At 64.6% G+C, this 22,564-nt stretch carries 20 protein-coding genes; 6 read left to right on the forward strand and 14 right to left on the reverse strand.

Going from position 1 to position 22,564, the window contains the following annotated elements:
- Positions 1-176: 176 nt before the first annotated feature.
- The 3 genes from AC3FOF_RS07155 to AC3FOF_RS07165 all read right to left on the reverse strand — a co-directional run bounded on the left by AC3FOF_RS07155 (position 177) and on the right by AC3FOF_RS07165 (position 7,078).
- Positions 177-2,081: a reverse transcriptase family protein gene (locus tag AC3FOF_RS07155; protein ID WP_488726161.1), complete on the reverse strand. Its 1,905-nt coding sequence runs from the start codon at positions 2,079-2,081 to the stop codon at positions 177-179.
- 385 nt (positions 2,082-2,466) lie between these two features.
- Positions 2,467-4,182: an SWIM zinc finger family protein gene (locus tag AC3FOF_RS07160; protein ID WP_488726162.1), complete on the reverse strand. Its 1,716-nt coding sequence runs from the start codon at positions 4,180-4,182 to the stop codon at positions 2,467-2,469.
- A gap of 10 nt (positions 4,183-4,192) precedes the next feature.
- Complete coding sequence (locus AC3FOF_RS07165) at positions 4,193-7,078, reverse strand: ATP-binding protein (RefSeq protein WP_488726163.1); 2,886 nt, start codon at positions 7,076-7,078, stop codon at positions 4,193-4,195.
- Here AC3FOF_RS07165 and AC3FOF_RS07170 point away from each other — a divergent pair.
- Together AC3FOF_RS07170 and AC3FOF_RS07175 are read left to right on the forward strand one after the other, a co-directional pair.
- Complete coding sequence (locus tag AC3FOF_RS07170; RefSeq protein WP_488726164.1) at positions 7,067-7,570, forward strand: hypothetical protein; 504 nt, start codon at positions 7,067-7,069, stop codon at positions 7,568-7,570. The genes AC3FOF_RS07165 and AC3FOF_RS07170 overlap by 12 nt on opposite strands.
- 341 nt (positions 7,571-7,911) lie before the next feature.
- Positions 7,912-9,609, forward strand: a complete 1,698-nt coding sequence (locus AC3FOF_RS07175; RefSeq protein WP_488726165.1) for a DKNYY domain-containing protein — start codon at positions 7,912-7,914, stop codon at positions 9,607-9,609.
- Positions 9,610-9,891: 282 nt separating this feature from the next.
- On the opposite strand, the gene AC3FOF_RS07180 is transcribed toward AC3FOF_RS07175, so the two are convergent.
- Entirely contained in the window at positions 9,892-10,509 is a 618-nt protein-coding gene (locus tag AC3FOF_RS07180; RefSeq protein WP_488726166.1) for a YiiX family permuted papain-like enzyme, read from the reverse strand.
- A gap of 267 nt (positions 10,510-10,776) precedes the next feature.
- Between AC3FOF_RS07180 and AC3FOF_RS07185 the strand changes: the two genes are divergently transcribed.
- Positions 10,777-11,613: an AraC family transcriptional regulator gene (locus AC3FOF_RS07185; RefSeq protein ID WP_488726167.1), complete on the forward strand. Its 837-nt coding sequence runs from the start codon at positions 10,777-10,779 to the stop codon at positions 11,611-11,613.
- A 353-nt stretch (positions 11,614-11,966) separates the two neighbouring features.
- Here the strand turns inward: AC3FOF_RS07185 and AC3FOF_RS07190 are convergent, their stop codons facing one another.
- The 9 genes from AC3FOF_RS07190 to AC3FOF_RS07230 all read right to left on the reverse strand — a co-directional run bounded on the left by AC3FOF_RS07190 (position 11,967) and on the right by AC3FOF_RS07230 (position 19,146).
- The gene (locus AC3FOF_RS07190; protein WP_488726168.1) at positions 11,967-13,067 is read right to left on the reverse strand and encodes an NAD(P)-dependent alcohol dehydrogenase; all 1,101 of its coding nucleotides are present in this window, start codon (positions 13,065-13,067) and stop codon (positions 11,967-11,969) included.
- A gap of 486 nt (positions 13,068-13,553) precedes the next feature.
- Complete coding sequence (locus AC3FOF_RS07195; protein WP_035812620.1) at positions 13,554-14,105, reverse strand: hypothetical protein; 552 nt, start codon at positions 14,103-14,105, stop codon at positions 13,554-13,556.
- 242 nt (positions 14,106-14,347) lie between these two features.
- Positions 14,348-15,262 carry an acyl-CoA desaturase gene (locus tag AC3FOF_RS07200; protein WP_488726169.1) on the reverse strand — a complete coding sequence of 305 codons (915 nt, stop codon included), beginning with the start codon at positions 15,260-15,262 and terminating at the stop codon, positions 14,348-14,350.
- Positions 15,263-15,266: 4 nt separating this feature from the next.
- Positions 15,267-15,809: a hypothetical protein gene (locus tag AC3FOF_RS07205; RefSeq protein WP_488726170.1), complete on the reverse strand. Its 543-nt coding sequence runs from the start codon at positions 15,807-15,809 to the stop codon at positions 15,267-15,269.
- 191 nt (positions 15,810-16,000) lie between these two features.
- The gene (locus tag AC3FOF_RS07210; RefSeq protein ID WP_488726171.1) at positions 16,001-16,549 is read right to left on the reverse strand and encodes a hypothetical protein; all 549 of its coding nucleotides are present in this window, start codon (positions 16,547-16,549) and stop codon (positions 16,001-16,003) included.
- Entirely contained in the window at positions 16,516-17,184 is a 669-nt protein-coding gene (locus AC3FOF_RS07215) for a hypothetical protein (protein WP_488726172.1), read from the reverse strand. The genes AC3FOF_RS07210 and AC3FOF_RS07215 overlap by 34 nt, the downstream gene beginning before the upstream one ends.
- 102 nt (positions 17,185-17,286) lie before the next feature.
- Positions 17,287-17,922 (reverse strand): hypothetical protein, encoded by a 636-nt coding sequence (locus tag AC3FOF_RS07220; RefSeq protein WP_488726173.1) that lies wholly within the window; start codon positions 17,920-17,922, stop codon positions 17,287-17,289.
- A 114-nt stretch (positions 17,923-18,036) separates the two neighbouring features.
- On the reverse strand, positions 18,037-18,258 hold the full coding sequence (locus AC3FOF_RS07225) for a hypothetical protein (RefSeq protein WP_488726174.1): 222 nt from the start codon (positions 18,256-18,258) through the stop codon (positions 18,037-18,039).
- Positions 18,259-18,306: 48 nt separating this feature from the next.
- A complete protein-coding gene (locus AC3FOF_RS07230) occupies positions 18,307-19,146 on the reverse strand; it encodes a tetratricopeptide repeat protein (protein WP_488726175.1) in 840 nt (279 codons plus the stop codon).
- Positions 19,147-19,763: 617 nt separating this feature from the next.
- Here AC3FOF_RS07230 and AC3FOF_RS07235 point away from each other — a divergent pair.
- Positions 19,764-20,237 (forward strand): hypothetical protein, encoded by a 474-nt coding sequence (locus tag AC3FOF_RS07235; RefSeq protein ID WP_488726176.1) that lies wholly within the window; start codon positions 19,764-19,766, stop codon positions 20,235-20,237.
- Between the two features lie 31 nt (positions 20,238-20,268).
- Here AC3FOF_RS07235 and AC3FOF_RS07240 read toward each other — a convergent pair whose 3' ends face one another.
- Complete coding sequence (locus AC3FOF_RS07240) at positions 20,269-20,694, reverse strand: hypothetical protein (protein WP_488726177.1); 426 nt, start codon at positions 20,692-20,694, stop codon at positions 20,269-20,271.
- Between the two features lie 95 nt (positions 20,695-20,789).
- Between AC3FOF_RS07240 and AC3FOF_RS07245 the strand changes: the two genes are divergently transcribed.
- Complete coding sequence (locus AC3FOF_RS07245) at positions 20,790-21,518, forward strand: FadR/GntR family transcriptional regulator (protein ID WP_035812628.1); 729 nt, start codon at positions 20,790-20,792, stop codon at positions 21,516-21,518.
- An 88-nt stretch (positions 21,519-21,606) separates the two neighbouring features.
- A complete protein-coding gene (locus AC3FOF_RS07250; protein ID WP_488726178.1) occupies positions 21,607-22,461 on the forward strand; it encodes a substrate-binding periplasmic protein in 855 nt (284 codons plus the stop codon).
- Positions 22,462-22,564: the final 103 nt, after the last annotated feature.

Here is a 22,564-nt window from a genome sequence, read left to right on the forward strand (position 1 = left end):
AGTATAGGCTAGGCTCATCAAAACCTAGCCCGATCGCGGACGCGCCCAGCCCGGGGAGTCCCCTACTCCCGGCAGGCAGTGTCAGCGGAAGGCAAGTGCTCCCCAATGGGCGCTGCCCGTGATGGCGTTCACACACGGACAGCAAGCACCGCCGGGACCCTATCACAGGCGTGTCGTCAGTCTCCGCGCAGAAGGTAGGAGACGCTTGCAATGCCAGCCAGAACGACAAGAAAGGGCTTCCAGCGCTGGCGGCGCAGATAATAGGCCGCCACCAGATAGACCAGCCCGGCGAGGGTGACGAGGTTGCTGCGCGTGACCGCGCCGGTCAGCCATACCACGATCATTTGCAACCAATAGATCCCGCGCATGCGCGATGGCGGCATTGCTGCGTCATCCGCCGCGGCGGTTTGGACGTCCCCCTCTCCAACCGGATCGGCAGCGCGACGTTCGACACCGGGTGTGGCCGGCAAAGCTTCGGCCTCCGCGCGTTGCCGCTCTTCGGCCGCTGCCCGCCGCCGCGCGGCACGCTCCTCGCGCATCTCGCCATCGGTACGCTGGCGCGCAGGCTCGGGGCGCGGCGCCGGCGTCCACCAGGGGCCCGCAGCCCGTTCCGGCGCCTTGCCCTGAGCGGAAAGCCAGCGGAAGCTGACCGCGGCGGCGGTCGAAGCTGTCGTTGCCGGCCCCACGGGCAATGCCCGTGCGGCTTCCACCAGCGCTTGTCCCTGTGCCGCGTTCACATTGCGCACGAAGTGGGCATAGCCTAGCAGGCGATCGCGGCTTGCCGGTTCCCCTTCCCAGGTGGCCTGCTCCACGCCGCTGCGTTGTGCGCGGTGCAGCGCGGCGCGCAGCGCGCGCCGTTTCCGGCGCGACACGCCGGCTCCGTCATTGACCACCACGCCGGTCACTTCCTGCCGCGCGCCCTTGCGCATCACGCGTTCTTTATCCGGATGCGGTGTGAAGCCTTCCTCGCGCAGCGTCCATCGCACCCGGCGCAGCAGCATCCCCACACGCTGCGAGGCCTCGCCCGAGGCGGAGAAGCTCAGATCGTCCGCATAGCGCGTATAGGCAAAGCCTAGCGCATGCGCCACGCCCGCCAGGCGCCGGTCGAGCCGGCGGCACAGCAGGTTGGTGAGCATGGGGCTCGTGGGCGCACCTTGTGGCAATACGCGCTCCCGTGCCTTGCCGCCGACGAAATAGCGCTGGCCATCGACCAGAAGCTCGTCGCAGCGGTTCTCGCTGCACAGCAGCGCCAGCACGGTGGCAACGGCCTCGGGGTAGCCAAGATGCATGAACACCCCCTTGATACGGCCGAAGGCAATGCTGGGAAAGAAGTCCTTCACGTCGAGATTGATGACGACATCCTGCCCGCAGTGCGGCTGCGCGTTGCTGACGATGGAGCGCGCGGGCAGGAAACCGTGCGCAGCCTGGTGCGCCGCTACCTTGGCGAGGATGTTTTCCAGCACCCAGTACTGGGCGCGCTTCAGGCGCGGCATGGGTGCGGAGATGAGGCGTTCGCCTCCGGTCTTCTTGGGCAGCGTGAAGCGCCGGTAGTGCGTGCTGCGTGCCACCTCCCGGTGATAGCTCAGGAATTTGAGTTCGGCGAGATCGATTCCCATCGCCTGGGCCAGCGCCTGCAGACTGTAGAGCGCCGGCAGGCCATGTCCGGCCAGGCGTGCGTGGTCCGCGCTGGCCGGTTGTTGCAAGCCGGCCGAAGCGCCAGCCCCCAGATAGACAACTTGCGTTTGCCGTGCCGCATGCCATTGCAATGCCCGCTCGTGGCGGCGCTGTTCACGCGCTCGGGCGTTTTGCTCCCGCTGCGCACGTGCGGCATCCAGACGCTCCTTGCGCATGGCCCGCAGCGCGGTCTCCGGATCGCCCTTGAGCCGCAGCGATTCCTGCAGCGTGGCCAGTTCCTTCATGAGCGCCGCCTCATGCTCGATAAACCCGGCGGCGGGCTGCGGCTGCGCTTCATCGTGCGGCCAGAAGCCCAGGCGCTGCATTTCGGCAAGCACCACCGCATCCTTGCTCGAAGCGCGGATGCGCTCGATGAGATCGGCACGCGTGGGTTGGAGAGCGCTCATCGCTTCTGCTCCGTGCGCTCCGGGGCGCTCCGGGTCGATGAGCCAGCTTGATGAGCTTGATGGGCTTGAGAGAGGGAAGACGATGCAGCGCGCTTCTCGTCGAAGAGCCCGAAGGGCCCACAGGACGGGGGCTGTTCACTCGACGCCGCACCGCCACCCGTGCGCTCGTTCGCTTGTGGCAAGCCACTCAGGAACGGCGCACGGGTGGCAGGTGCGGCACAGTGAAAACGGCACCCGTGGCGCATGGAACGGCAGTTCACAGGGGCGGCGAAACACCGCCCGGATTGCAAGAGCCTGCGCGCTGCATCTGGCCGCACTATAGCATGAGCCGCGTGGTAACGGGCGTGTGCGGCAGTCCGCGGCATCGGGGTTCTCCTCGGATCGATCATGATTCCATTCCTTCCTTGTCGGCAGCCGTGGCTGCCGCCGCCAGGCGCAGTGCGTCCAGCCGTGGCTGGGCAAGCAGCCGCAGGGCCAGCATATGGCTGCAGGGACCGCGGCGCAGCCGGTTCTGCCGGTAGTGGTTGCAGGTGCAGTGCGCATCGGTGATCTGTTCGTCGGCATCGAGGCTGAGCTGCGGCGATGCGCTTTGCCGGCCTTGCCTGACTTCGCCGCGGATACGCAGCCTGCTTTCGTCCCGTTCGATGCCCATCAGTTTCACGCTGCCTGCGTGCACCAGCTTCAGCGCAGCGTCTTCCTCCGTGCTATCCAGCAGCAGCTGTTCCAGCATGAGCGGATCGCGGCTGAGTTCGCGCCAGGCAAAGCGTGCCGCCGGCAGGTCGTACACGGCGCGGCCGGCTTGCAGCCACGACGCAAGCGCGGCCCGCACATCGGCTTCGGGCAGGCCCGTTCTCGCTGCAATCTCCCCTGGCGTGGCTTGCCAGTGGCGCTGCAGATCCTGCGCAACCTGCAGCTTGGCCGCATCGCTCACCGCATGTCGCGGCGCGAGGAGGTTGAAGCGCGCCGAAGCCGACCAATCGCTGGCTGACCAGCCTGTCAGTCCCAGCGTCACGGTGACCTCCCCCAGCTCAACCACCCAGAAGCTGGGCATGCCGCTCTCCAGCAGGTGCACGCGCACCCGCGTGGCGAGCCCGATGAGCCGTTCCAGCGTGAGCAGGCGGCGGCGGCCCCAAAGGCGGATGGTGCGGGGCTGCGTCAGCGTCGCGCCCAGCAACTGGCTGCGGCGCGTGGGCAAGACGATGTCCCAGGGCTCGAATACCAGCCGAGGCGTCGCGTTTGGCGACAGCTCGAAGCGGATGGAGCGCGGCCCGCCGCGTTCGCGGTGCTGGCGCAGCACGGCGCAGATGCTGTGCAGGTCCATGGGATGGAGGTCCAGCACCGTGGCCGGCAGTGCCATCGCGCTCGAGACCTGCATGAAACCGCGCAGCCAGCTGTCCGGCAACTCGATCTTTTCCTCGCGCAAGGCCGGATCGTCGCCTACCGACACGCTGAAGCCCGCGGGGTCGACGCCAAAGCGCGTTTCCTTGTAGTCGCGAATCTTCTGGAACTCGTCGTAGAGGCTGGCCGAGTAGTCGATATTGGTCGTTCCGCAGGCCATCCCGCCGATACGGGCGAAGACATCGTGCGAGACGCTGACGGCGCAATAGCTGGATTCGTCCTGGCTGAAAGCCTCGAAAAGCAGCCGGTCGGGATGCACGGTGATCACCGGGTCGAGCACATACCAGGCGTCGCGATTGGCGTTGTACAGCCAATCGAAATACTTCTGCTGCGCCGCGTAGAAAGGCTTGAGCACAGCGGACTTCTGCGCGCGCAGGCTGGTCAGCTCGGCGCCCAATGCTTCAGCGCGTTGCTTCAGCTCGCCGGCTCCCGCCATGAAGCGGGCCAACAGCGTCTGCTCGTTGGCTTCGCACCATTGGCGATAGGCCGTCCTGTCCCGTCCACGCGTGCGCATGTCGCTGACCACGACATCGTGCAGCGCCGACAGCGCCTCGCGGAAATGCAGGTGTGTCAGCCCGTCGCGGCGGAGCACCCCATCGAACCAGGTTGGCGGGCGCAGCGTGTCCGGCGCGAACTGAAAGGCCTGCGCCGCGTGCGAATCCTCGACGGTCGTGCCGCCGTAGTACTGATAGCGGAATTTCATGGTATTGGCGTTAGCTGCGCGCTACTGCGGGAACGGCGCGGCGGTGCGCGCCGCGTGCCTCGGGCGCGACCCATTCGAGAAACGGCAGCACGATACCTGGATGGCGCGCCGCGATATCGCGCAGGCCGGCCACATACTGCGGCTGGTCGGTCAGGCTCGCACCGACCACCTGGCGCGCGAAAATGTCTGCTACCACCGCTGCGCAGGCCGGCGCTTTTACCTGCTGGCGCAGGAAGTCGACAATGCGCGATTTGGCCGCCCGGGCGCGATGCACCTGGCTCAGCACCGTCAGGAAGTACGGCTGCAGTTGCCGCAGGCGCTCGGCGCGCGGTTCGTCCGCCTCGGCAGGCAATTCAAGCAGCCATTGCGTCACGAAGAGCTGAACCGAATTGCCCGGGTGTTGCGCCAGTCGGAGCAGGCATAGACTGGCCTCGGGCGCCCGCATGCGCCGCGTTAGCCTTGCGCGTCCAAGCGCCTGCACCCAGGCCTGCGGGTGATCGACCCATGCGATGAGCAGTTCGGGCGTCAGCGATGCTTCGGGCAGCCGCTCGCCCAGCAACTGGCGGGCATACCGTTGCGTGTCCTCGAAGGTGCTGTTGGCCACTGGCAGCAGCTGCGCGGCCTGCTCGGGCGTGATGCGTAGCGGCTCACCCAGTTGCGCGTCGAGGCTGCGCATGGCGCGCTGGCGCACCGCCACATCCGCATGGCGAAGCAGCGTGGCCCATTGGCGCAGGCTGAATTCGGCATCGGCCAGCTGCGCCAGCGTCCAGGCGCCATAGCGCTGTGCGCCCGCCGTGCGCGCCTGCAAGGAACGCCAGCAGCCCCGGGCGTCCCGCGCCGGAGCCGCTGCAGCCAGCGGGTCCGTAAGCCAGCGCAGCAGATCATCGTGCAGGCCATGTGCGGCTTCGCTGCGAAACAGGGCCGCATGCAGGTGCTCGGCCAGGCCACGGCTCGCGTCCGGGGCGAGCGCCAGCCGTTCAATGGCCACGGCGACGGCGGCACGCACGCCGGCATCGGCATGCAGTGCGAATTCGGCCAGCAACGCGGATTGGCTTTGCAGCACGGTATCGGGCAGCGCCGCCAGCAGGCGCACGCCGCAGGCGCAGCGCCTGGCCTCGTCGGAAGCCAGCAATGCGTGCAGGGTGGCCGGCGGCAGGCTCGCAAGGCCGGCGCGATGATGCACAAGCCAGACGGTGGCGACCTCGGTCACCGCCAGCGCCGGGTGCAAAAGCAAGGAGTGCAGCGCGGACGGCGGCACGGAGGCGGCGTGCGCCGCCAGTGCGCCGGCCAGCAAGTCCTGCAACTGCTGTGCGATTTCGGGTAGCGCGGGCGCGTCGTCATCCAGCGGCAGCAAGGCTTCCAACAACTCGCCGAGCAGTACCGCGGGCGGGGCCAGCAACGCCAGCGCCTGGCCTTGAACGCGTATCGTGGCCTGCGGCGACAGCAGCAACGCAGCCACGAAATCGGCGCGGCCGGCCAGTCCGGCGGGCGCGCGTGCCAGCTCGCCGGCAAGCAGCGCGACAGCGTCGGCGTCGCTGCTGCGCGTGAGTGCGATCAGCAAAGGCAGGCGCTCATCCAGCGCGTGCAGGCCGGCGAGCTTGTGCCGCACGGCCGCCAGCGCAACGGCCGCGGTATGCGGGTAGCGGCTGGCCAACAGCATGCCGAGCGAGGTGGCCGGCGCGTCGGCCAGATAGGGCACGTGGTCCTGCAGCGCTCGCGCTGCCACCCACTGCACAAGCGAGGAGTGGCTGTGCAGCGCCAGTGCCACCAGGGCCTGCGGATTCGCGTCCCACATCTCGCGCCCGCCCTCCACGCGCTGCGCTGGCGGCCGCGCAAGATCCAGCGGGTCCAAGGTCCACCAGCGGCCGCTGCGCCGGCTTGCCTGGAGCGCCGGCCAGTGCGGCAACAACAGCTGCGAGACGAGCAGCCAGCCGGCTGCGCCGTCGTAATGGCGGCACAGCGTGGCATAGCGGCCATCGACGTACTGCCAGCGGTTCTCTTGGCGGCGCCGGGCATGCAGCTCGTCATCCAGCTGGAGCAGCAGTGCAACCGCCAGCTCCGGCGCGGCGCTGTGGCCGATCCGCTGCAAGCGGCGCAGGGTGCGCAGGCCACGGGCACGCAGGTAGGCACGCGTAGGGCCGGCATAGGCGCCGGCCGCACGGCCTTGCGCAGGCGTGGATTCGAAACGCGCATGCAGCAGCGCCAGCGTGCCGGCGTCGCGCCGCAGTTCGGCAGTCTTGTAGATCGCACGCACTGCCGCGAAGCACCCTGCTTCGAGCGGTGCCGTGCGCAGATGCTCGTGCACGGCCTGCCTGGCAGTGGAGTCGATGAGCGCTAGGTCGTAACCGTCGAGCAGCCATTGCGGATATTCGCCAACGCTGGCCGCGGCCGTTTCCGGTTTGGCGCCCTTGGCCTGCCACCGCGCGGCCAGGGGCTGCAGCGCGGCCTTGCGCCCGGCGTCGCCGCCGGCCAGCAGCAGCCAGGCCTGGCGCGCCATGCGCCGCGTGGCGGGCGAACGTCCGCGCTCGGCCAGTTCACCCATCGCGGCACGCGCTCCCGTGTCGTCCAGGCGGCCCAGGGCCACCGCCAGGCAGTAGTCGAGCAAGTCGTCGCTGCTGCCGAGCAGGCTCACCAAACGCGGCGCCAGGGCACGCAGCGCCTGCTGGCTCGCCAGGTCGGTCGTGGCGGCATCGCTGCGCTCGGCCACGCGCCAGACACTGCGCGCTTGCCGTGCAGGCGGCAGCAACCGCCAGGCGGAGAGGGAGAAGCGCTGCACCAGCGCCGCCACATCCGGCGCCGGTACAGATGCGGAAAGCGGATCGGCAAACGCGGCCGGGGCCGCCGCCGTTGCGGCCGTCACGGCTTGCAGTTCAGGAAAACCAGCATGTTCGCGCAAGACATCGCCGACCGCCAGCCTGCGCAGCAGGTAACCGACGGCGCGGCGATGGGCCACGGCCAGCGTACAGGGTACGGCTGTGAGCGTACTCTCAGTTTCGGAGATCACCCTGTCCCCGCTCCAACGCTGCCGGCGGCATGCGACTACAAAGCGCGACTGATCATTGTCATCCTGCAGGTCCAGCTCAATCAGCTCGACAACGACGGTGCACGTCCGTTCGCGCCCCTGTTCGAGCATGGCTCGGGCGAATCGCCGCATCCACTACCCCCCATTCTCCACGTTGCGCGGCAGTGTAGCAGTTCTCTTATTCGTCATGAAGCCGAGATCGAATGCCGCGATTCACCCATCCGAACCCGAATACCGCATACATCAATGCATAGAAGGGAAAGGTACGGCCGGCACCCAGGCGGGCAGCGGTCTATATTCAGACTTTTCCGCATCAATTATCAGAAAAATCTGATCGATTTCGAAGTTGAAAAGATTTCCCCATGAACTGAGAGTAGCGCGGCCTGTACATGCCGGCAGATCGATTCATCTTATTGATTGGCGGTGTTTGGGTGGCGAAGGGAATGGGATCGGTCTAAGCTTCGTCTTTGTCAATCATTGAGATGTGCATTGACCCCACTTGCATTCCCGATGGGTGCAGGCTTCCGTCGCGTTGTTTCATAAATCGGAAACCCTCCCTCTGGGAGTCTGAAAGTTGCGGCATTTCGTCGGTCTGCGATCGCTTTTCGCATGACCTTCAGAATGAATGATCACTTTCTTCTGCACCGTCGATCATGCAACGACACCACGCCGGGCCTCGCGCCTGATTCTGACTTTATCTCGTTACAATGTCCGAACCCCTGTTTCTCTGCGCCAGCATTCCCCTTTCCAAAGGGGGCTTCCAACGCTGGCTCAAGTCCGTGCCGCTATCGGCCGGCGATTTTTCCGATTGGCCCATTGCATTCGACGATCTGCCGCCGTCGCTACCGTGCGGGCATGCGACAGTGAAGGACGCGCTGGTCAGCCAACTCGCCGGCAGTCTGGTCGATGGCGATGGTTTTCTGTTGTGCCGGCACGACGAGGCTCTGGCTGAGTTGCAGGTGGCGGCATGCTTCCGCTACGGTGACTCGCAGGAAACACGTACGGAGGTGCTCGGCCTCTGCGCGATGCTACGCGGCGTGGCGGTCTGCTACACCGCCGGGACAACGGCCTTCATCCACGTGTTCGACAGCGGCGATCACCGCACCCAGGTTTCCATCGCACTGGAAAAGCGGCATAGCGCAACGCGGGAAACCATGTCCGCCTGCACGCCGGGGTGGTTCGACGCCTGGGTAGGCAGCCTGTCGGAGTTCGATCCGGAAACGGACCTGGGTGCCGCCGTCGCGCCCACCTTGCTGCGCGCGCTGAAAGCCGTCGTCAACGTGGGCGCTGCCCAGGCCACGCCAGAACGTCCCTACCGTTATGACCTGTTGTTCTACACCGATGGCAAGCAGGTCTACTCCCACAACGGCCAGGTGCTATCCGGGGCAGAACCGTCGAGCTTTCGCCGGCTGACTGCGGGAAGCGACAATGAGGCGTTCTACGGTGATCGCCATACCCTTTGGTACAAGGGCATCGGCCCGATGGTACGGGTGCATACACGTGACCCGGACACGGCCGTGCGCGGCTTCCGTCCGGGCGGAGCTGACGGCCGGCCATTGCTGTTGTGCGGCAACACGCTCTGGTGCGAGGCTCGACTCGATTACCCTGACAGGCACAAGAGCAAAGCGCACTGCGAGCAGAACCGTGCTGCAATCCAGGCACGCGGTGGCATCGTCACCAGCGAAGCCGTGTACGACATGATGTGGCTGCAACCGACACAGGTCGATGGCGCCACCTTTGCTCACGTTGAGGACTATGTTTTCGGGGACCTCCAGCGCGTCTACTGGATCGACGGCGACAACGGTATCTCGATCCTGGAAGGAGAGGCGCCGGACACATTCCGCCGTGTGGGCGAAGTGCTATGCGGGAAACATCATGCACTGTTGTGGTCAACCCGGCTCGATGCCCGACTCGACTGCAGCACGTTGCGTTACCTGGGAGGCGAGCGTCACCAAGGCGGCTCCACCTACGCAGATGCTACCCAGCTCTGCTATCTGTCTCATATGCACTGGAATTCCATCATCCTGGAAGGCGCCGACCGTGACCACTATGCGCGCGCGCCGTTCGATCCAAAACTGTCCTATGACGGCCGCTATGTCTGGTACGACGGCAATCGCGTCGTCGGGGCGGACGGTGCCACGGTCAGCCCCTGCGAGGACATCGGCACCTCGCAATTCTGGAAAGACGCCCGCCGGGTCTACGCCGGCGCGCAGGTGCTCAAGGGTGTTGACCCGCAGCGATTCAAGGTCTATCCAAGGTCGGCATATGCACGCCACGGCGGCGACGTGTACTGTGGGAAGAAACGGGTCAGCGGCGCGGATGCCGACAGCTTCGAAGTGATCGACTTCGGCTACGCACGCGATGCCTATCGGCATTACCGGTACGGCGTTCCGGAGGATAATTAGATGCCATGGATGGGCCGCGGGTCCTGGTGCAAATCGCTGGTTGATATAGGAAGCAGCCTTTCAAAAGGTCACTTTGTCATGTGGCGAGGACGGCGTCGACGGCTGGTTCGACTGTCTGACGGCGTTTGAGCCATCGGCACTGTCTTGCATCCGACGACCTGGCCTTGCCGCGGAGGACGACTTGCACCGGTGCCAATCCTGCAACCGACTTGCCCATCCTGCTGCCCACGCCGGCTGCTTTTGGAAAGACAATGACTCCCCCGGGCGACGCCTCCGACGCTGCTAGGATCCGCCCACGGTCTTCAACAGCGCCGATTCGAACATGGCAGCGGGCGAGATGATCGGCTCTTCCCAGGGAATATGCTTGCCGTAGCGTTCCCGCATCCTGGCGCGCACGGCGGGCGTGCTCAGGTCGAAATCCTTCAGGGGCTGCGGCGCACCGATTTCCAGGCCGAGCGCGCGCCGATAGGTCTTCCAGACCAGTTCGGAGCAGTAGATCCTGTCATCCGACCACGCGAACACCAGGTCATAGGGCCGGCCCAGAAAGCCCTCGCCCACCGTTGCAAGGCGCTGCCGCGCCTTGTCCGTCAGCAGCGATTCGTTGCGCAGCCGCTTGACCACGTAATGTCCCCGCTCGCCCTGCGCGGCCCATTGGTCCAGCGGCGTGTACGATACCCTGGCCGCAGCCTCCAGCACATAAGCGCGCCCCTGACGCTGCACGATCATGCCCATATGGCTGTATGGGGAATGCGTGGCTTGCTGCACGGCCAGGCTTTGCGCCGACCGCGATCGCTGGAAGACCAGGTCGCCGGTCCGCACATCGGGCGCCGCGGCGGCGGCCATCGACAGCGTGGCCAGCACACCCGCGGCGGCGCGGCGCATCCAGGTCTTTTGCGTCATGATTGCGGCTGCACGACCGGGCCTGGACGTGTTGATCCTGTCGTACGAGTTGAAAGTGCGATCGTCATTGTCGTTGTGTGTGGGCATGAAGGACTCGATGCCTCCGACATATTACACGCCCCCCGGTCGTCGCCATATGCGGGCCAGAGAGGCTGCCGGGCGCTCCGCCAGGCGAGGAATGCCCGCCCGCGGAGCCAGGACAGGCGGCCCCGAAAACCGCAAAATCTGCAAATCCACTACCGATACAGTGCGCCTACTGGAGAACGCATGAAACCTCAAACCCGTGCCCACTACGCCCGGCGGCTGGAGCCGGTGCTGCTCTGGCTGGCGAGCCACCCGGACGCCGACCCGGAGCTGCATCACCTGGCCGATCTGGCTTGCCTGTCCCCCTACCACTTCCACCGCGTCTACCGCGCGATGATGGGGGAGACGGTGAGCGCCACGGTGCAGCGCATGCGCATGCACCGCGCAGCGGTCGCGCTGGCGGCGGGCAGGGGTTCCTTGCGTGAGGTGGCGCTGCACGCCGGCTACGCGTCGGACGCTGCGTTCAACCGGGCATTCGGTGCAGCCTTCGGCATTTCGCCCGGGCGGTATCGCGCGGCCCGCTCCAGCCCCTTCGACCCTCAGGAGCCCACTATGTATCCCCTCACCCTCGAACCGTTTCCCGGCGTCATTCTGGCCGCGCTGCCCCACCGCGGCAGCTATCAGGACATCGGCCCGGTTTTCGACCGCCTCTACATGCTGGCCGGCAGCCGCGGCCTGGTGGGCCGCGACGCCAGCGGCTATGGCGTGTACTTCGACGACCCCGAGCAGGTGCCGGTCGACGCGCTGCGCTCGCTGGCCGGCGTGCCCGTGGCGGCGGACACGGCCCTTGGCGATGGCCTGGAGCGCTTCGAGATCCCGGCAGGACGTTGCGCCGTGCTGACCTATACCGGGCCCTACAACGAGATGGGCAAGGCCTACAACTGGATGTTCTCCGAGTGGCTGCCCGCCAGCGGCATGGAGCCGGCCAACATCCCGATGTTCGAGCAATACCTCAACGACCCCAGGACCACGTTGCCAGCGCAGTTGCAGACGCGCATCTTCCTGCCGATCAAGGATTGACTCGGGCTCTCTGCGGCGCACGGCCTTCGTTCGCACCGGCGAACAGGCCGCTGCGCGCTCATCGGCCGGCAGTCGCGACGGTCGCAGTGAGCACACTGGTTGCGCAAGGGCCCCGAAGACGAGAGAAGCGGCTGATGCGTTCCGGGGTCCGAACGCAAAGCAGAAGCCTGCATGGCGTTGGGAAGCTATTGTCAAGGGCGGCCGCTCACTCTCGCTTGGCAGAAACCGGGGGCCTCGAAAAGTATATGGCTTTGAATACCTTGAGCATCAGGAAATATGTGACGCCATGGCTGTGACAGCGCGGCGCAGGTTCCGCCATGCAAGCGCGCGGGCACAGCCGCCGGACACCATGCTCAACGCGGTTTGATCGCCACCTTGAGCACCCCGTCGCGCTGGTTGGCAAAGAGGTCGTATGCGCTCACGATGTCATCGAGCTTGTAATGATGCGTGACCAGCGCGCCCAGGTCGACGCGGCCCGATTCGACTACGTTCAACAGGCGCCGCATGCGTTCCTTGCCGCCGGGACACAGCGCCGTGTTGATCTTGTGGTCGCCAAGACCCGCGGCAAAGGCCCCGAGCGGAATCGTCAGGTCGGATGCATATACGCCCAGGCTCGATAACGTGCCACCTGGCTTGAGGATGCGCAGCGCCGATTCGAATGTGGCTTGCGTACCCAGCGCTTCGATCGACGAATCCACGCCGCGCCCGCCGGTGAGTTTCAGGATCTCGTCGATCACATCGCAGTGCCTGAAGTTGAGTGTCACGTCCGCGCCCATCCGCCTGGCAATGCCCAGGCGGTGATCGTTGCCATCGACTGCGATGATGGTGCTGGCGCCCAGCAGGCGCGCGCCGGCCGTGGCGCACAGGCCAATCGGCCCCTGCGCGAACACGGCCACGGTGTCGCCGATGCGGATATTGGCGTTTTCCGCTCCCTTGAAGCCTGTGGACATGATGTCGGGACACATCAGCACTTGCTCGTCCGTCAAGCCATCGGGAATCGGCGCGAGGTTGGCCTGCGCGTCAGGCACCAGCACGTACTCGGCCTGCGTGCCGTCGATGATGTTGCCGAAGCGCCATCCCGCGGTCGCCTTGTAGCCGTGGCAGCCGCACAAGCCCATGGGGATCATATAGCTGCCGTCTTGCGAAGCGCAGCCATCCTGGGAGGCATACGAGTTGAAGTTGGGACAGATTGCGCCGGCGATCACCCGCTGCCCTTCCTGGTAGCCAACCACCGCGCTGCCCAGCTTTTCGATCACGCCCACGGGTTCGTGGCCTATGGTCAGGCCCCTGGCGACCGGGTATTCGCCCTTCAGGATGTGTACGTCGGTGCCGCATATCGTGGTGGTGGTAATGCGAACCAGCGCGTCATTGGGTCCCACATCGGGAATCGGCTTATCGGCCAGCTCAATGCGTCCGGGTTCGACGAACACGGCGGCTTTCATCATGGCAGTCATCGGTCTCTCCTTCTGGTCGTGGTAGGTACGAATTCGGATGCAGGCATCCCAACCAACCTGCTCTTGCGTCTTCGGGCGCGGCGAAGTGCGGCATATTCGCCGTCATCCGCGTTACCGGCCCGCTTCCTCAACGCCTTGTGCGCGCCGTGTTGACGCACTGTTGAGCCGCGTCGCGGCGGCGCCTGGGCCAGGGTGATGGAATCTCGGCGGCGCCATACGGTTGAGCCTGCACATGAAGGCCACTATGTGTCCTTTGGAGCGGGTGGCAATAGAAGACTACGCACCCCGGTGACGGTCCACGTTGACATGGATCAAGCGAGGTCCGTGGAACCAGCAATCAGGCTGGGAGGCGCTTGGCCTGGGCAAATCGCTGATTGTCGACAGCTGCGATGTCGAAATCATGTGACTGCCTGGCCAGCACAGATATCGAGATGACGCCCTCAACGGGTCTGGGTCGGTGCTCCTCCGGGAGCCGGCGCGCACCGGTCAATTCATGCGGATCAGGTCCCGTTTCGGCACCGGCAGCCAGTCTGCAGGCATGGCATCCTCCGGCGCCCCCTTGCCCGCCACGTAGCGGTAGACGAGATACTTCTTGTCTGTCTCGTAACCGATATTGGGGATGATCACAAGCATCTCCTTGCGCCCAACGTACAGCCAGCGAGGCAAGGCCTTTTCCGCGAAATAAAGGCGCTCCTCGGCATGAGTCTGCGGGTTCTGCCGGATGGCGACGCCCTTCAGGTAAGGCGTCCCGTATTCCAGGGCAAAGACGAGCGTCTTGCCAACGCATCTCGACAATGCAATGCGGCCGACAAAATCGCTTTTTGGCATGTCGAGGAATGCGCGTTCGGTCTTACTCCCCACTTGCACGAACAACGCATCCCCTTCCAGGCCATGCGATTCGGCTTTCAGTGTTGCACGACTTCCGTCTTCGAGGACGCACGAAAATACCGGGCGCAGCTTGCCGGTGTCACCGGCGCGTGCCGCCGTGCCAACGGTTGCGATTGCAGCCAATGCGAGGGTGAGAGCAATGGTTTTCATTTCGACAGGGCTACGTTTGCGGTATCGCAAGGTCCGGCTCGGTGTCCAATGCGCAGCCGTCTTGCCCCTCCCGAGAGCGTAAGATCCGGTATTCAACGCAAACCCTGCGAGGCACCAGCCCCCTCGCACAGACGCTAACGGCGGCGAGATAGACCGATCATCCGCCACATTAGCGGCGCCTCCTGGTGGTTGGGTTTCGGGTATGCGCCAAGAGCGCTTCCAGTTATTGGAAAACACCACGCTCAGTGCTCCACCACTTCAAGTTCAGGTCGCTCACATAAGTCGCTGGGCAGCCGAATACGCCAAACCAGGCCTAGCTTTTTCATCATTACCAATACCCACCAACCGGGATCCCACTCGCCGGAATATAGACCTAACCGGGCAGAACCGGGAAACGCATGGTGGTTGTTGTGCCACGACTCTCCCATCGTCAGCAGCGAAGTAAAGCGGATGTTGCGCCCTTGCACGGCCGCCCCAACCACGCGGTAGCGCATAGCGCCGCGATTGTGGGCGAAGTATCCGATCAGCCAATGGCCGACTACGCCAGCCGTGACACGGGCGCACACGCCCCAGAAAACGAATCCCCACCCTCCCAGCACATACAGAACCAGCGCGGGGGGCAACTGCTGAAGCATCCAGGTACGCTCCAGGAATTGGTAGAAGCGATTCTGAGCAATGCTAGCCTCGACGTTCACCGCCGGCGGGTGTTCGAGTAGCAACTCGCAGTGCAGCTGCCACCAGCCATCCGCCCAGAATGAGCGTCCATGCCGGAGGTAGGGATGGCACTCGGGAAGGCGTTGAGCATAGTCGCGCAGGTCATGCTGCCGGAGTAACCCGAGAGGACCAGCCAGTCCAACCTGCACCCCAAGGTAAACCAGTGTGTACTCCAGCCATTTTGGGCATTGATAGCTGTCGTGGATCAGCTTTCTATGACTGCCTAGCGAATGCCCAAGCAATAGGACGGTAGCCGTGGAAACCAGAAAGATGCCGAATGACGCCCAACTGAATGTTGCGATACCGCCAACAAATGCTCCCAGGCTCATGGCGATCAGCCAGGCAGACTTGGCGGGTGAGTAGCGAACCCTGCCTTGCATCACACTTTCGAGTGTGGCCAGTTTGATTCGGTGCGATTTCAGGCTTTCTGGCGTGGTAATCATTGCATTATCGGCGCTCGGACTCGAATACGTAGGGATTGCCCGGGTTCGGAAAGCGCAACAGGTAGCGGGCAACCCGCGTCTTGCCGTCGGACAACAGGTAATCCATCCGAAGCCCGGTCGGATTGTCTTCCAGCGCGGTACCCAGGTAGGCATTGTCCGGATAGCTGAACTGGTTCTGCGGCACCTTGCGAATGGCGGCACAGGATGCAAACAACCCTGGCAAGGCGTAGAGGCGCTGCCGGTGCAATACCAGTACTTCCGCGTAGCGGCCGCTCTTGCCGTTGCCTTTGTAACGCATTTCGAGACACACCGACGAGCCCTGTCGCCATGCCGTGACCTGGCTCAGATTTTCCGGGTCGATGGGCTCACCGCCGCGCCATTCGGGTGGGGCAAGATTGGTCACACTGCGCAACGGCCAACGCTGCTTGCCGACGGCCAGTGCGTGGCCGTCGAAGGCAATATCGGGTACCCCCTTGGGCGGCTTCATGGCCAACCCACCCGGCAGGGTCCACAGCGATTGGCCATAGCGCCGCAACGCCTGGCGCATGGAGGTCACCCAGATGCAATGCCGAGGCGACTCCGCGCAGGGCATCGCCAGTTCGGCCCCGGGACCCATGAACAGGTTGCCGCCCAACGACTGATAAAAATCGCGATAGTCAGTGAATTGAACCGGGGCAGCCTGCGCAAGCAAGGGCAGGCAAGCAAGGAGCCATGCGGCCAAGGAGCGGCAGGCCGGTCTCATTGATAGTCCTTGGCGTCGGTTGCCTTGATGGTTGCACTCATGGCGTTCAGGCTGCTCATCCGTGTCAGCTGGCCGAGCACTTCCTGACAGGGTTTGCCGAGCAGCGCTGCGGCCTTTTCAGCATTGGCCGTCACGACCCCAAGCATGGTATCCATCTGCCTGCGCAGAGCGGCGGCCGTGACAGCCGCTTCGCCGCGCGCATGCTGGGTGGCCTGCTGGTGTACCAGCGGCACCATGACCAGCGGGGGAAGCACATGGCCAACAGCACGATGGCTGCGTGCCAGTACCGCTGTTGCCCCGGCATCATCCAAAGCTGTGGTGCATCCCTGTGATGCATCCTTTACCAGGAAAGCCCCGGTCTTTGCAGCCTGAATCCCGAAGTGCATATTACAGCATAACTTCGTGTATTCGGGCAAATCCTCGATTGCCGAAACTTCCCTCACCACAAGAAGACACCACCGACGAAGCAGCCGAATCAGCGGCGCAGCCCATCCAAGATTCGGCGCCATCATCAACACGTTTTCGTGAAGGTCGGCTTCGGACATTGCCCTTCCACCACGGCACTGGCTTCGATGGAGAACGGCAGCGACACGGTCCGCCATGCGCCGTGCGGTAACGTGGCACGGCAGAAATACGATAGCGAACCCTCGCCCACCAGCGAGCCGCCGACTACCTCCTGGCTCTGCAGCATCACGGCCCGCGCACGAGCGCAGTCGACCAGGGTTTCGGACTTGATGTCCCATCCGAGTTCGAGCAGTGGCGCGATGATGTTGCCCACGTTGACACCCATGCTGGCGACGCGCACTGGCGGCAGGTCGTAGCGTTCGTATTGCCTGGCGGCGAAAACCTTGAAGCCTAGTCCGGTTGCCAGTGCGATGGCACGCTCAGCGGAGCAGCCGAGCAGCGCGGCGACGGCCCAGTAGTCATGGTCGCCGGCTAGCAGGCGCTCGATGCAGCGGTGCGACCACGTGGCTTCGTCTGCCCTGAACTCGCGCCAGTATGGGTCCAGGCTGTTGCGCAGGTAGCCGACCTCGTGCATTGCGCCGACGAGATTGATCCGGTGGTCGAGCAATTCGGGGGAATCGAAGAGTTGTGCGGCGGCTGCATCGACTGCGAAGTGGTTCTTCTGCTGGGCGGAGCGGCGAAGGGTCGTCAGGCGTTTTTGTAAGGCAGTGGGCATTGGGCGGTGGGGAATGCGTAAGCGTCAGGAATGCAGCGTGGAGATTTGGCCAGCGACAGCCCAAGGCAGCAAGCAGTTCGTCAACCTGCATAATGGGGGGTTCTAGTTGGGCGGAGGCGCGTCATCCCCATCAGTCTTCGGCAACGGATTGGCATTCCGGCGACGCTCCGCCTCCAGCGCATCTCGTTCGACGAACAGCGCCACGCCGATCACGCCAACGTTAGCAGTATCGCCATGGCGGGAGCTGGCGGCGCAGCTTTCGGCCACCGAAGCAAAACGAAATTCTGTGACTTCTCGCTCGCTCTTGCGGAAACCGTTGATCACCAGCGTATCGCCCGGGTAGATCAGATAGCCGTGGTTGGCATAGCTCCCCGGGCGACCGGAGATCACGTCGCGGCCGTCCACGGTGGACACCACCTCGTAGGCACTGCGGCCCGTATTGCGCAACACGATCTGGTAGCGCTCACCGGCCTTGCCGAAGATTTCCCAGCGGTCGTTGCAGTCCGGATCCACAGGTAGCTCATCGCCACGGTCGCTGAGGATGGTCATCTGCACGCCCTCGGCCGGGCTCAGGCGCGTGAACCCTAAGCTCAGGCCGCCGCTGTTGTTGCGGTAATACACGGTGGCCACGCCGCTGGGCGTGTCGGCGCTGGCGCGCTCGAAGTCCACCTTGCGCGTGTTCGACCGCTTGGCTTCGCCCTGCGCTCTCCCCGGGCCAGGTCGTTCGCTCGCGGCCATGCTTGGGGTGGGGGCAGGCGGCTGGCTGCAGGCAGCCAGCCACAGAATGCCGGCGAGCAGCAGAAGACGTTGAAATGGCCTCATAGATTTTGGGGGGGAGATCTCGTGTATGCGTCAAGCGGAAGCGTGGCACTGCCTGCACTCCTCTGATTCGATCTCGCCGTACGGCGAGATCAAGTTGCCGCTTTCATCTTCTATGCGGAGAGCCAGGATAAGCGCCACGATCCCCTGCTTGAACTGCAAGGCATAACGCTGGCGCCTGGCGGGCTTGCTAAAGGTCGTAAAGATCGCCGTGACCAGTCGGTTGATCACGCCCATGATCGAATAAATGGACACGATCGCCTCGTGCCCAGATCCTCGATATCGGCCCACCCCACCCCACACTCACTTCATCGCCGTAGTGAGATCCTGTCCCACCTTCCAGCCACGCGCCAGGCGCTCGGATTCCGCGCGCTGCTTGCCGTTGAGCAGGTTTCCCATCTCGACACGCAGGGTCATGCCCTCGGACCCGGGCTTTGCCTCGCTGGTCGACAGCAGCACCCAGGCGTAGGCCAGCACCATGTTGCGCGGCACACCCCAGCCGTTCTCGTAGGCTCCCGCCAGGTTGTTCTGGCCGGTGGTGTTGCCTTGCATGGCGGCCTTGCGCAGCCACTCCGCGCCTTCGCGCCGGTCGCGCAGCACCATGCCTTCGCCGTGGATCAGCGCGGCGCCCAGGCTGGCCTGCGCTCCCGCATGGCCCTGCACCGCCGCTTTGCGCACCCATTTGACCGCCTCGCGATCGTCCTTCGGCACGCCTTCGGCGAAGTAGTACATCTGCGCCAGGCTGTACTGCGCGTGCGCATCGCCCTGCTCGGCGGCCAGCCGGAACCAGCGCATCGCCTCCTTCGGATCCTTGGATACGCCATTGCCTTCCAGATAGAGGCTGCCGACCTCGTTGCGCGCATCCATGTCGCCCTGTTCGGCGGCCTTGCGCATCCAGGCGGCACCGGCCTTCTCGTTCGCCTTGACGCAAACGCCATTGAAGTAGGCCATGCCCAGCCGCCGCTGGGCCAGGGCCACGCCGGACTTGGCGCGCGCCTGCAGCGTGGTGGCGGCGGGCTCGCACTTGCCGCCTTCCATGGCCGCGTACAGGTCGTCGGCCTCGTGGGCCCAGGCGCTGCCGGAGGCCAGGGAAATGGTGGCGAGGCCGAGCGTCAGGACGCGGCGTGTGACGTTGGAATTCATGTCGTTGGCCGTCCCCGTAGCGGACGGTAGGACGACAGGCAGTATCGATCACATATGATACCGCACCCTCGCTCCGATCGTTCGACGCGTGCGGCGACGGGTCCGATTCGCTCACCCGGGTAATCGTTTTCTACGCTGCATGAGCGCCCCCCGGCAAGAAGCCTTGTGGGCGATGCGGATCGTTCCAACCCCGGACTTTCAGAATGCAGGAGAATCAGGCAGATTCAGCTGCCCGTTTCCTGGTCCAGCATCGCAGGGTGCCCGGCGCCGCGCGGCTGTAACACGTCATGAGCCACCTCGCAACGAAGCACTCCCTTCCGGATTCTGTAGAAGCCGCGTATTGACTTTGCCGAACTTACGCGGACTGGTCGCCAGCATGCGCTGCTGCTTATTGCCATTGCCAGGCGACAGCGCCACCGAACTCGCATGCCCACCATCGACATAATTGAGCAGGCGCAAGTGATACCTGACTGTATTCGCGTCATCCACCTGGCCCTGGGCGCGCCTCGACACGGTCGGTGTTGCCTCGGGCATGGCCCGATACCCCTGGAGCAGCTTGGCATCGGAGGCTTCTCCGGTAAAATCAATGAATCATGATGCACCGTGCTATGCGACCGATGTGGCGGGCCGCCGCCAGTTATCTCTTTGTAGTAGCCATCGGCGTAGCCGTGCCATACGCCGTGCATGGCCGTGTGGTCCTTGAAGCCGGTGTCCGGGACGCATTCACCGGGGATGGCTGGAAGGGCTTTCTCGGCGATCTTTGCCTGATGGCCAGCGTGGCCTGGCTGCTGGTGAGTGCAGGGGCCGGATTGCCGGCGCTCGCCTTGCGCCGGTTTCGCGGTGATTCGCCGTCGGTCGCCTGCAGCGCGGTTCACCTATTGCTGGCCACGGCGCTGGCCTTGTGCGTCAACCTGATGTTCTACGCGGACTACTACGGACTGACGTGGAACCTATATGAGCGTTTTTCGTCTTTCGTACTGCCGAATGCCCGCCTTGTCGTGCCGGCTCTGTTGCTAGCGGCGGCAGTTGGGGCTTGGCTGGCAGTGCCACGCTGGCGCGGGTCGCGCAACGACCATGATTATGTAAGCTGATCGGCATCGATCCGCGCGCGCTTCACGTCCATCAAGCGCTCGCAGGCGTTTTCTTGCGCAATTTCGGAAATATCCCATTTGCGGAAGGCCTGGCGAAGACAGGATTGCCACGGAACTTCGCGCCCAACTGGATAGGCCGCATGATGCGGAATGAACTTCCGATATCGGCCGGCGCATCGCGGATCGCCCAAAACGCCAATGCGTCTGCTTCCGGGACTGCCAGCGCCGCATCCCTGACGACGCCGGTCTCGATCATCTTGCAGAGGTAGTCCTCGAAGGCGTCTGCGTGCCGCGCGGCGTCACCGCTCACGCTCTCCAGCAGCACGTCGAGCACGGCGAGCCCGGTCAGGCCGCCTGCTGCCTTTGCTGGCGTCACGGCCCTCGGCAAACGCATCGCGATCAGCCTCATCGAGATGGCGAACCGGATCGGCAAGACGCGCCGAGCGCCGTTCAGCAAAGGGACATCAATGGTTTACCAATTCTCATGGTGGTAAACCACAATATAGAAATTTGGTAAGTCCAATACAATTTGGTCTAACCAATTTGGCAGCCATGAATTTACACGTGATACCTAAACTCGCAGAACCTGCCAGCAAACCCGCGGCTGATCGCGCCTACGTCCGGCTGGCAGCACAGATCCAGGCCCTGGTGGCACAGGGCGAGTTCACCGCGGGCCAGCGCTTGCCCGCTGAGCGGGCGCTGGCTGAGCGTTTCGATGTCAGCCGGACCTCGCTGCGCGAAGCCATCATCGCACTGGAGTTGCAGGGGGTGGTGGAAGTGCGCGGTGGTTCGGGCATCTACGTATGCGAGTCCAAGCCTGGCGTCATCCGCCTGCCGCCGGCGCAGGAAGCCGGCACAGGGCCGTTCGAGCTGTTGCGGGCGCGCTGCCTGATCGAGTCTGAGATCGCGGCGCTGGCGGCCGTTACCCGCAAAGATGCGGACCTCGACCGTATCTTCGAGGCGCTGACGACGATGCGCGAGCAGATGATGGACAAGGCCGCCAACGAAGAGGCAGACCGCCGCTTCCATCTCGACATTGCCCAGTCCACGGGAAACAGCGTGCTGCTGGCCACCGTGGTCTCATTGTGGGACCAGGCCCGGGGTCCGATCTGGGAGAAGATCGAGCAGCATTTCCATACCCAGGAATTGCGCCAGGCTTCGCAGGAAGACCATCAGCGCATTTTCAGCGCGCTGGTCGCTGGCGATGCGGACGCGGCAAAGCAAGCCATGCGCGGCCACCTTGAACGTGTGATCGGCGAATTCGCGCAAGGCTGGCGCTGATCCGCAGTACCGCAGGCAGCCCCCACCCGGCCGAACGCGGAAGATACCGCGCCCCGGAATCAGGGATTTCGAATTGAGGAGACAGACAATGCGGAACCAGAATGAGGGCGGCGGCACAGTGGTCCGCTGGACGGCGGCGGCAATGCTGGCGGTATCGATGCTGGCCAGCGCGCAGGATGCGCCTGCGCCGCCCGCCCCGGGGCAAAGCCCGCGGGTGGACGCTATCCGCAAGACAGGCGAACTGCGCGTCGGGGTGCTGCAGAACGCGCCCTGGCTGATCCAGGATCTGTCCGGCAAGGGCGAAGCCTGGAGCGGCCCGGCCTGGTTCCTGGCCAAGGAATATGCGGGCCTGCTGGGCGTCAAGCTCACGGCCGTTCCGGTCTCACACGAAACCAAGGTGCCCGTACTGGCGGCTAACCAGGTCGACATGACCATCAGCCCCCTGGCCGAGACGCCCGAGCGCCTGAAGGTGGTGGACTTCGTGCTGTACTCGACCACCAGCGTCTGCATGTTCGGCCGCGCCGGTAACGAGAAGCTCGCCAAGATCGGCTCCGTCGATGCGCTGAACCGGCCAGGCATCACGGTGGCGTATTTCACCGGCGGGGCCGAAGCTGCCTGGGTCAAGCAGCGCTTTCCCAACGCCACGCTGCGCGCCGTCGCCAACTCGGGCGCCACCGCGCCGGTCGAAGAGATCATGGCCGGGCGAGCCGACGTGGCGCCGATCAACCGCGTGCCTTGGGTAGCGCTGAACCACAAGGTGCGCGGTCTGGTCGTGTTTCCCGCCGAGGCGAACTGCCAGCAGAGCACGGAAAAGGCGTCGCCCGTGGGGCTCGCCATCGACAAAAATCAACCCGAATTCCTGGCCTGGCTGCGACAGGTGGCGCTGGCAATGAAGCCCAGGCTGGATGCCGACGAGATGCGGATCATCCAAAAGACCAAATAGGCCGCCCGGTCGCTTCCCACTGTCTTCCAACGTTTTATCCCGTTCACGCACAAGACGTGTCCAGGCCGGCGTGCGCCAGTGGCCCGGCACGCCCCACCCGGCG

This window comes from Cupriavidus sp. 96C5-1 (assembly GCF_057798855.1).

Coding starts and splice junctions, on each gene's coding strand:
- AC3FOF_RS07170 (WP_488726164.1), top strand. CDS start 7,067: ATGTTCGCGCAAGACATCGCCGACCGCCAGCCTGCGCAGCAGGTAACC.
- AC3FOF_RS07210 (WP_488726171.1), bottom strand. CDS start 16,549: ATGTCCGAAGCCGACCTTCACGAAAACGTGTTGATGATGGCGCCGAAT.
- AC3FOF_RS07195 (WP_035812620.1), bottom strand. CDS start 14,105: ATGAAAACCATTGCTCTCACCCTCGCATTGGCTGCAATCGCAACCGTT.
- AC3FOF_RS07215 (WP_488726172.1), bottom strand. CDS start 17,184: ATGCCCACTGCCTTACAAAAACGCCTGACGACCCTTCGCCGCTCCGCC.
- AC3FOF_RS07235 (WP_488726176.1), top strand. CDS start 19,764: ATGTGGCGGGCCGCCGCCAGTTATCTCTTTGTAGTAGCCATCGGCGTA.
- AC3FOF_RS07205 (WP_488726170.1), bottom strand. CDS start 15,809: ATGCGCCAGGCGTTGCGGCGCTATGGCCAATCGCTGTGGACCCTGCCG.
- AC3FOF_RS07175 (WP_488726165.1), top strand. CDS start 7,912: ATGTCCGAACCCCTGTTTCTCTGCGCCAGCATTCCCCTTTCCAAAGGG.
- AC3FOF_RS07250 (WP_488726178.1), top strand. CDS start 21,607: ATGCGGAACCAGAATGAGGGCGGCGGCACAGTGGTCCGCTGGACGGCG.
- AC3FOF_RS07245 (WP_035812628.1), top strand. CDS start 20,790: ATGAATTTACACGTGATACCTAAACTCGCAGAACCTGCCAGCAAACCC.
- AC3FOF_RS07185 (WP_488726167.1), top strand. CDS start 10,777: ATGAAACCTCAAACCCGTGCCCACTACGCCCGGCGGCTGGAGCCGGTG.
- AC3FOF_RS07160 (WP_488726162.1), bottom strand. CDS start 4,182: ATGAAATTCCGCTATCAGTACTACGGCGGCACGACCGTCGAGGATTCG.
- AC3FOF_RS07190 (WP_488726168.1), bottom strand. CDS start 13,067: ATGACTGCCATGATGAAAGCCGCCGTGTTCGTCGAACCCGGACGCATT.
- AC3FOF_RS07180 (WP_488726166.1), bottom strand. CDS start 10,509: ATGACGCAAAAGACCTGGATGCGCCGCGCCGCCGCGGGTGTGCTGGCC.
- AC3FOF_RS07200 (WP_488726169.1), bottom strand. CDS start 15,262: ATGATTACCACGCCAGAAAGCCTGAAATCGCACCGAATCAAACTGGCC.
- AC3FOF_RS07220 (WP_488726173.1), bottom strand. CDS start 17,922: ATGGCCGCGAGCGAACGACCTGGCCCGGGGAGAGCGCAGGGCGAAGCC.
- AC3FOF_RS07155 (WP_488726161.1), bottom strand. CDS start 2,081: ATGAGCGCTCTCCAACCCACGCGTGCCGATCTCATCGAGCGCATCCGC.
- AC3FOF_RS07230 (WP_488726175.1), bottom strand. CDS start 19,146: ATGAATTCCAACGTCACACGCCGCGTCCTGACGCTCGGCCTCGCCACC.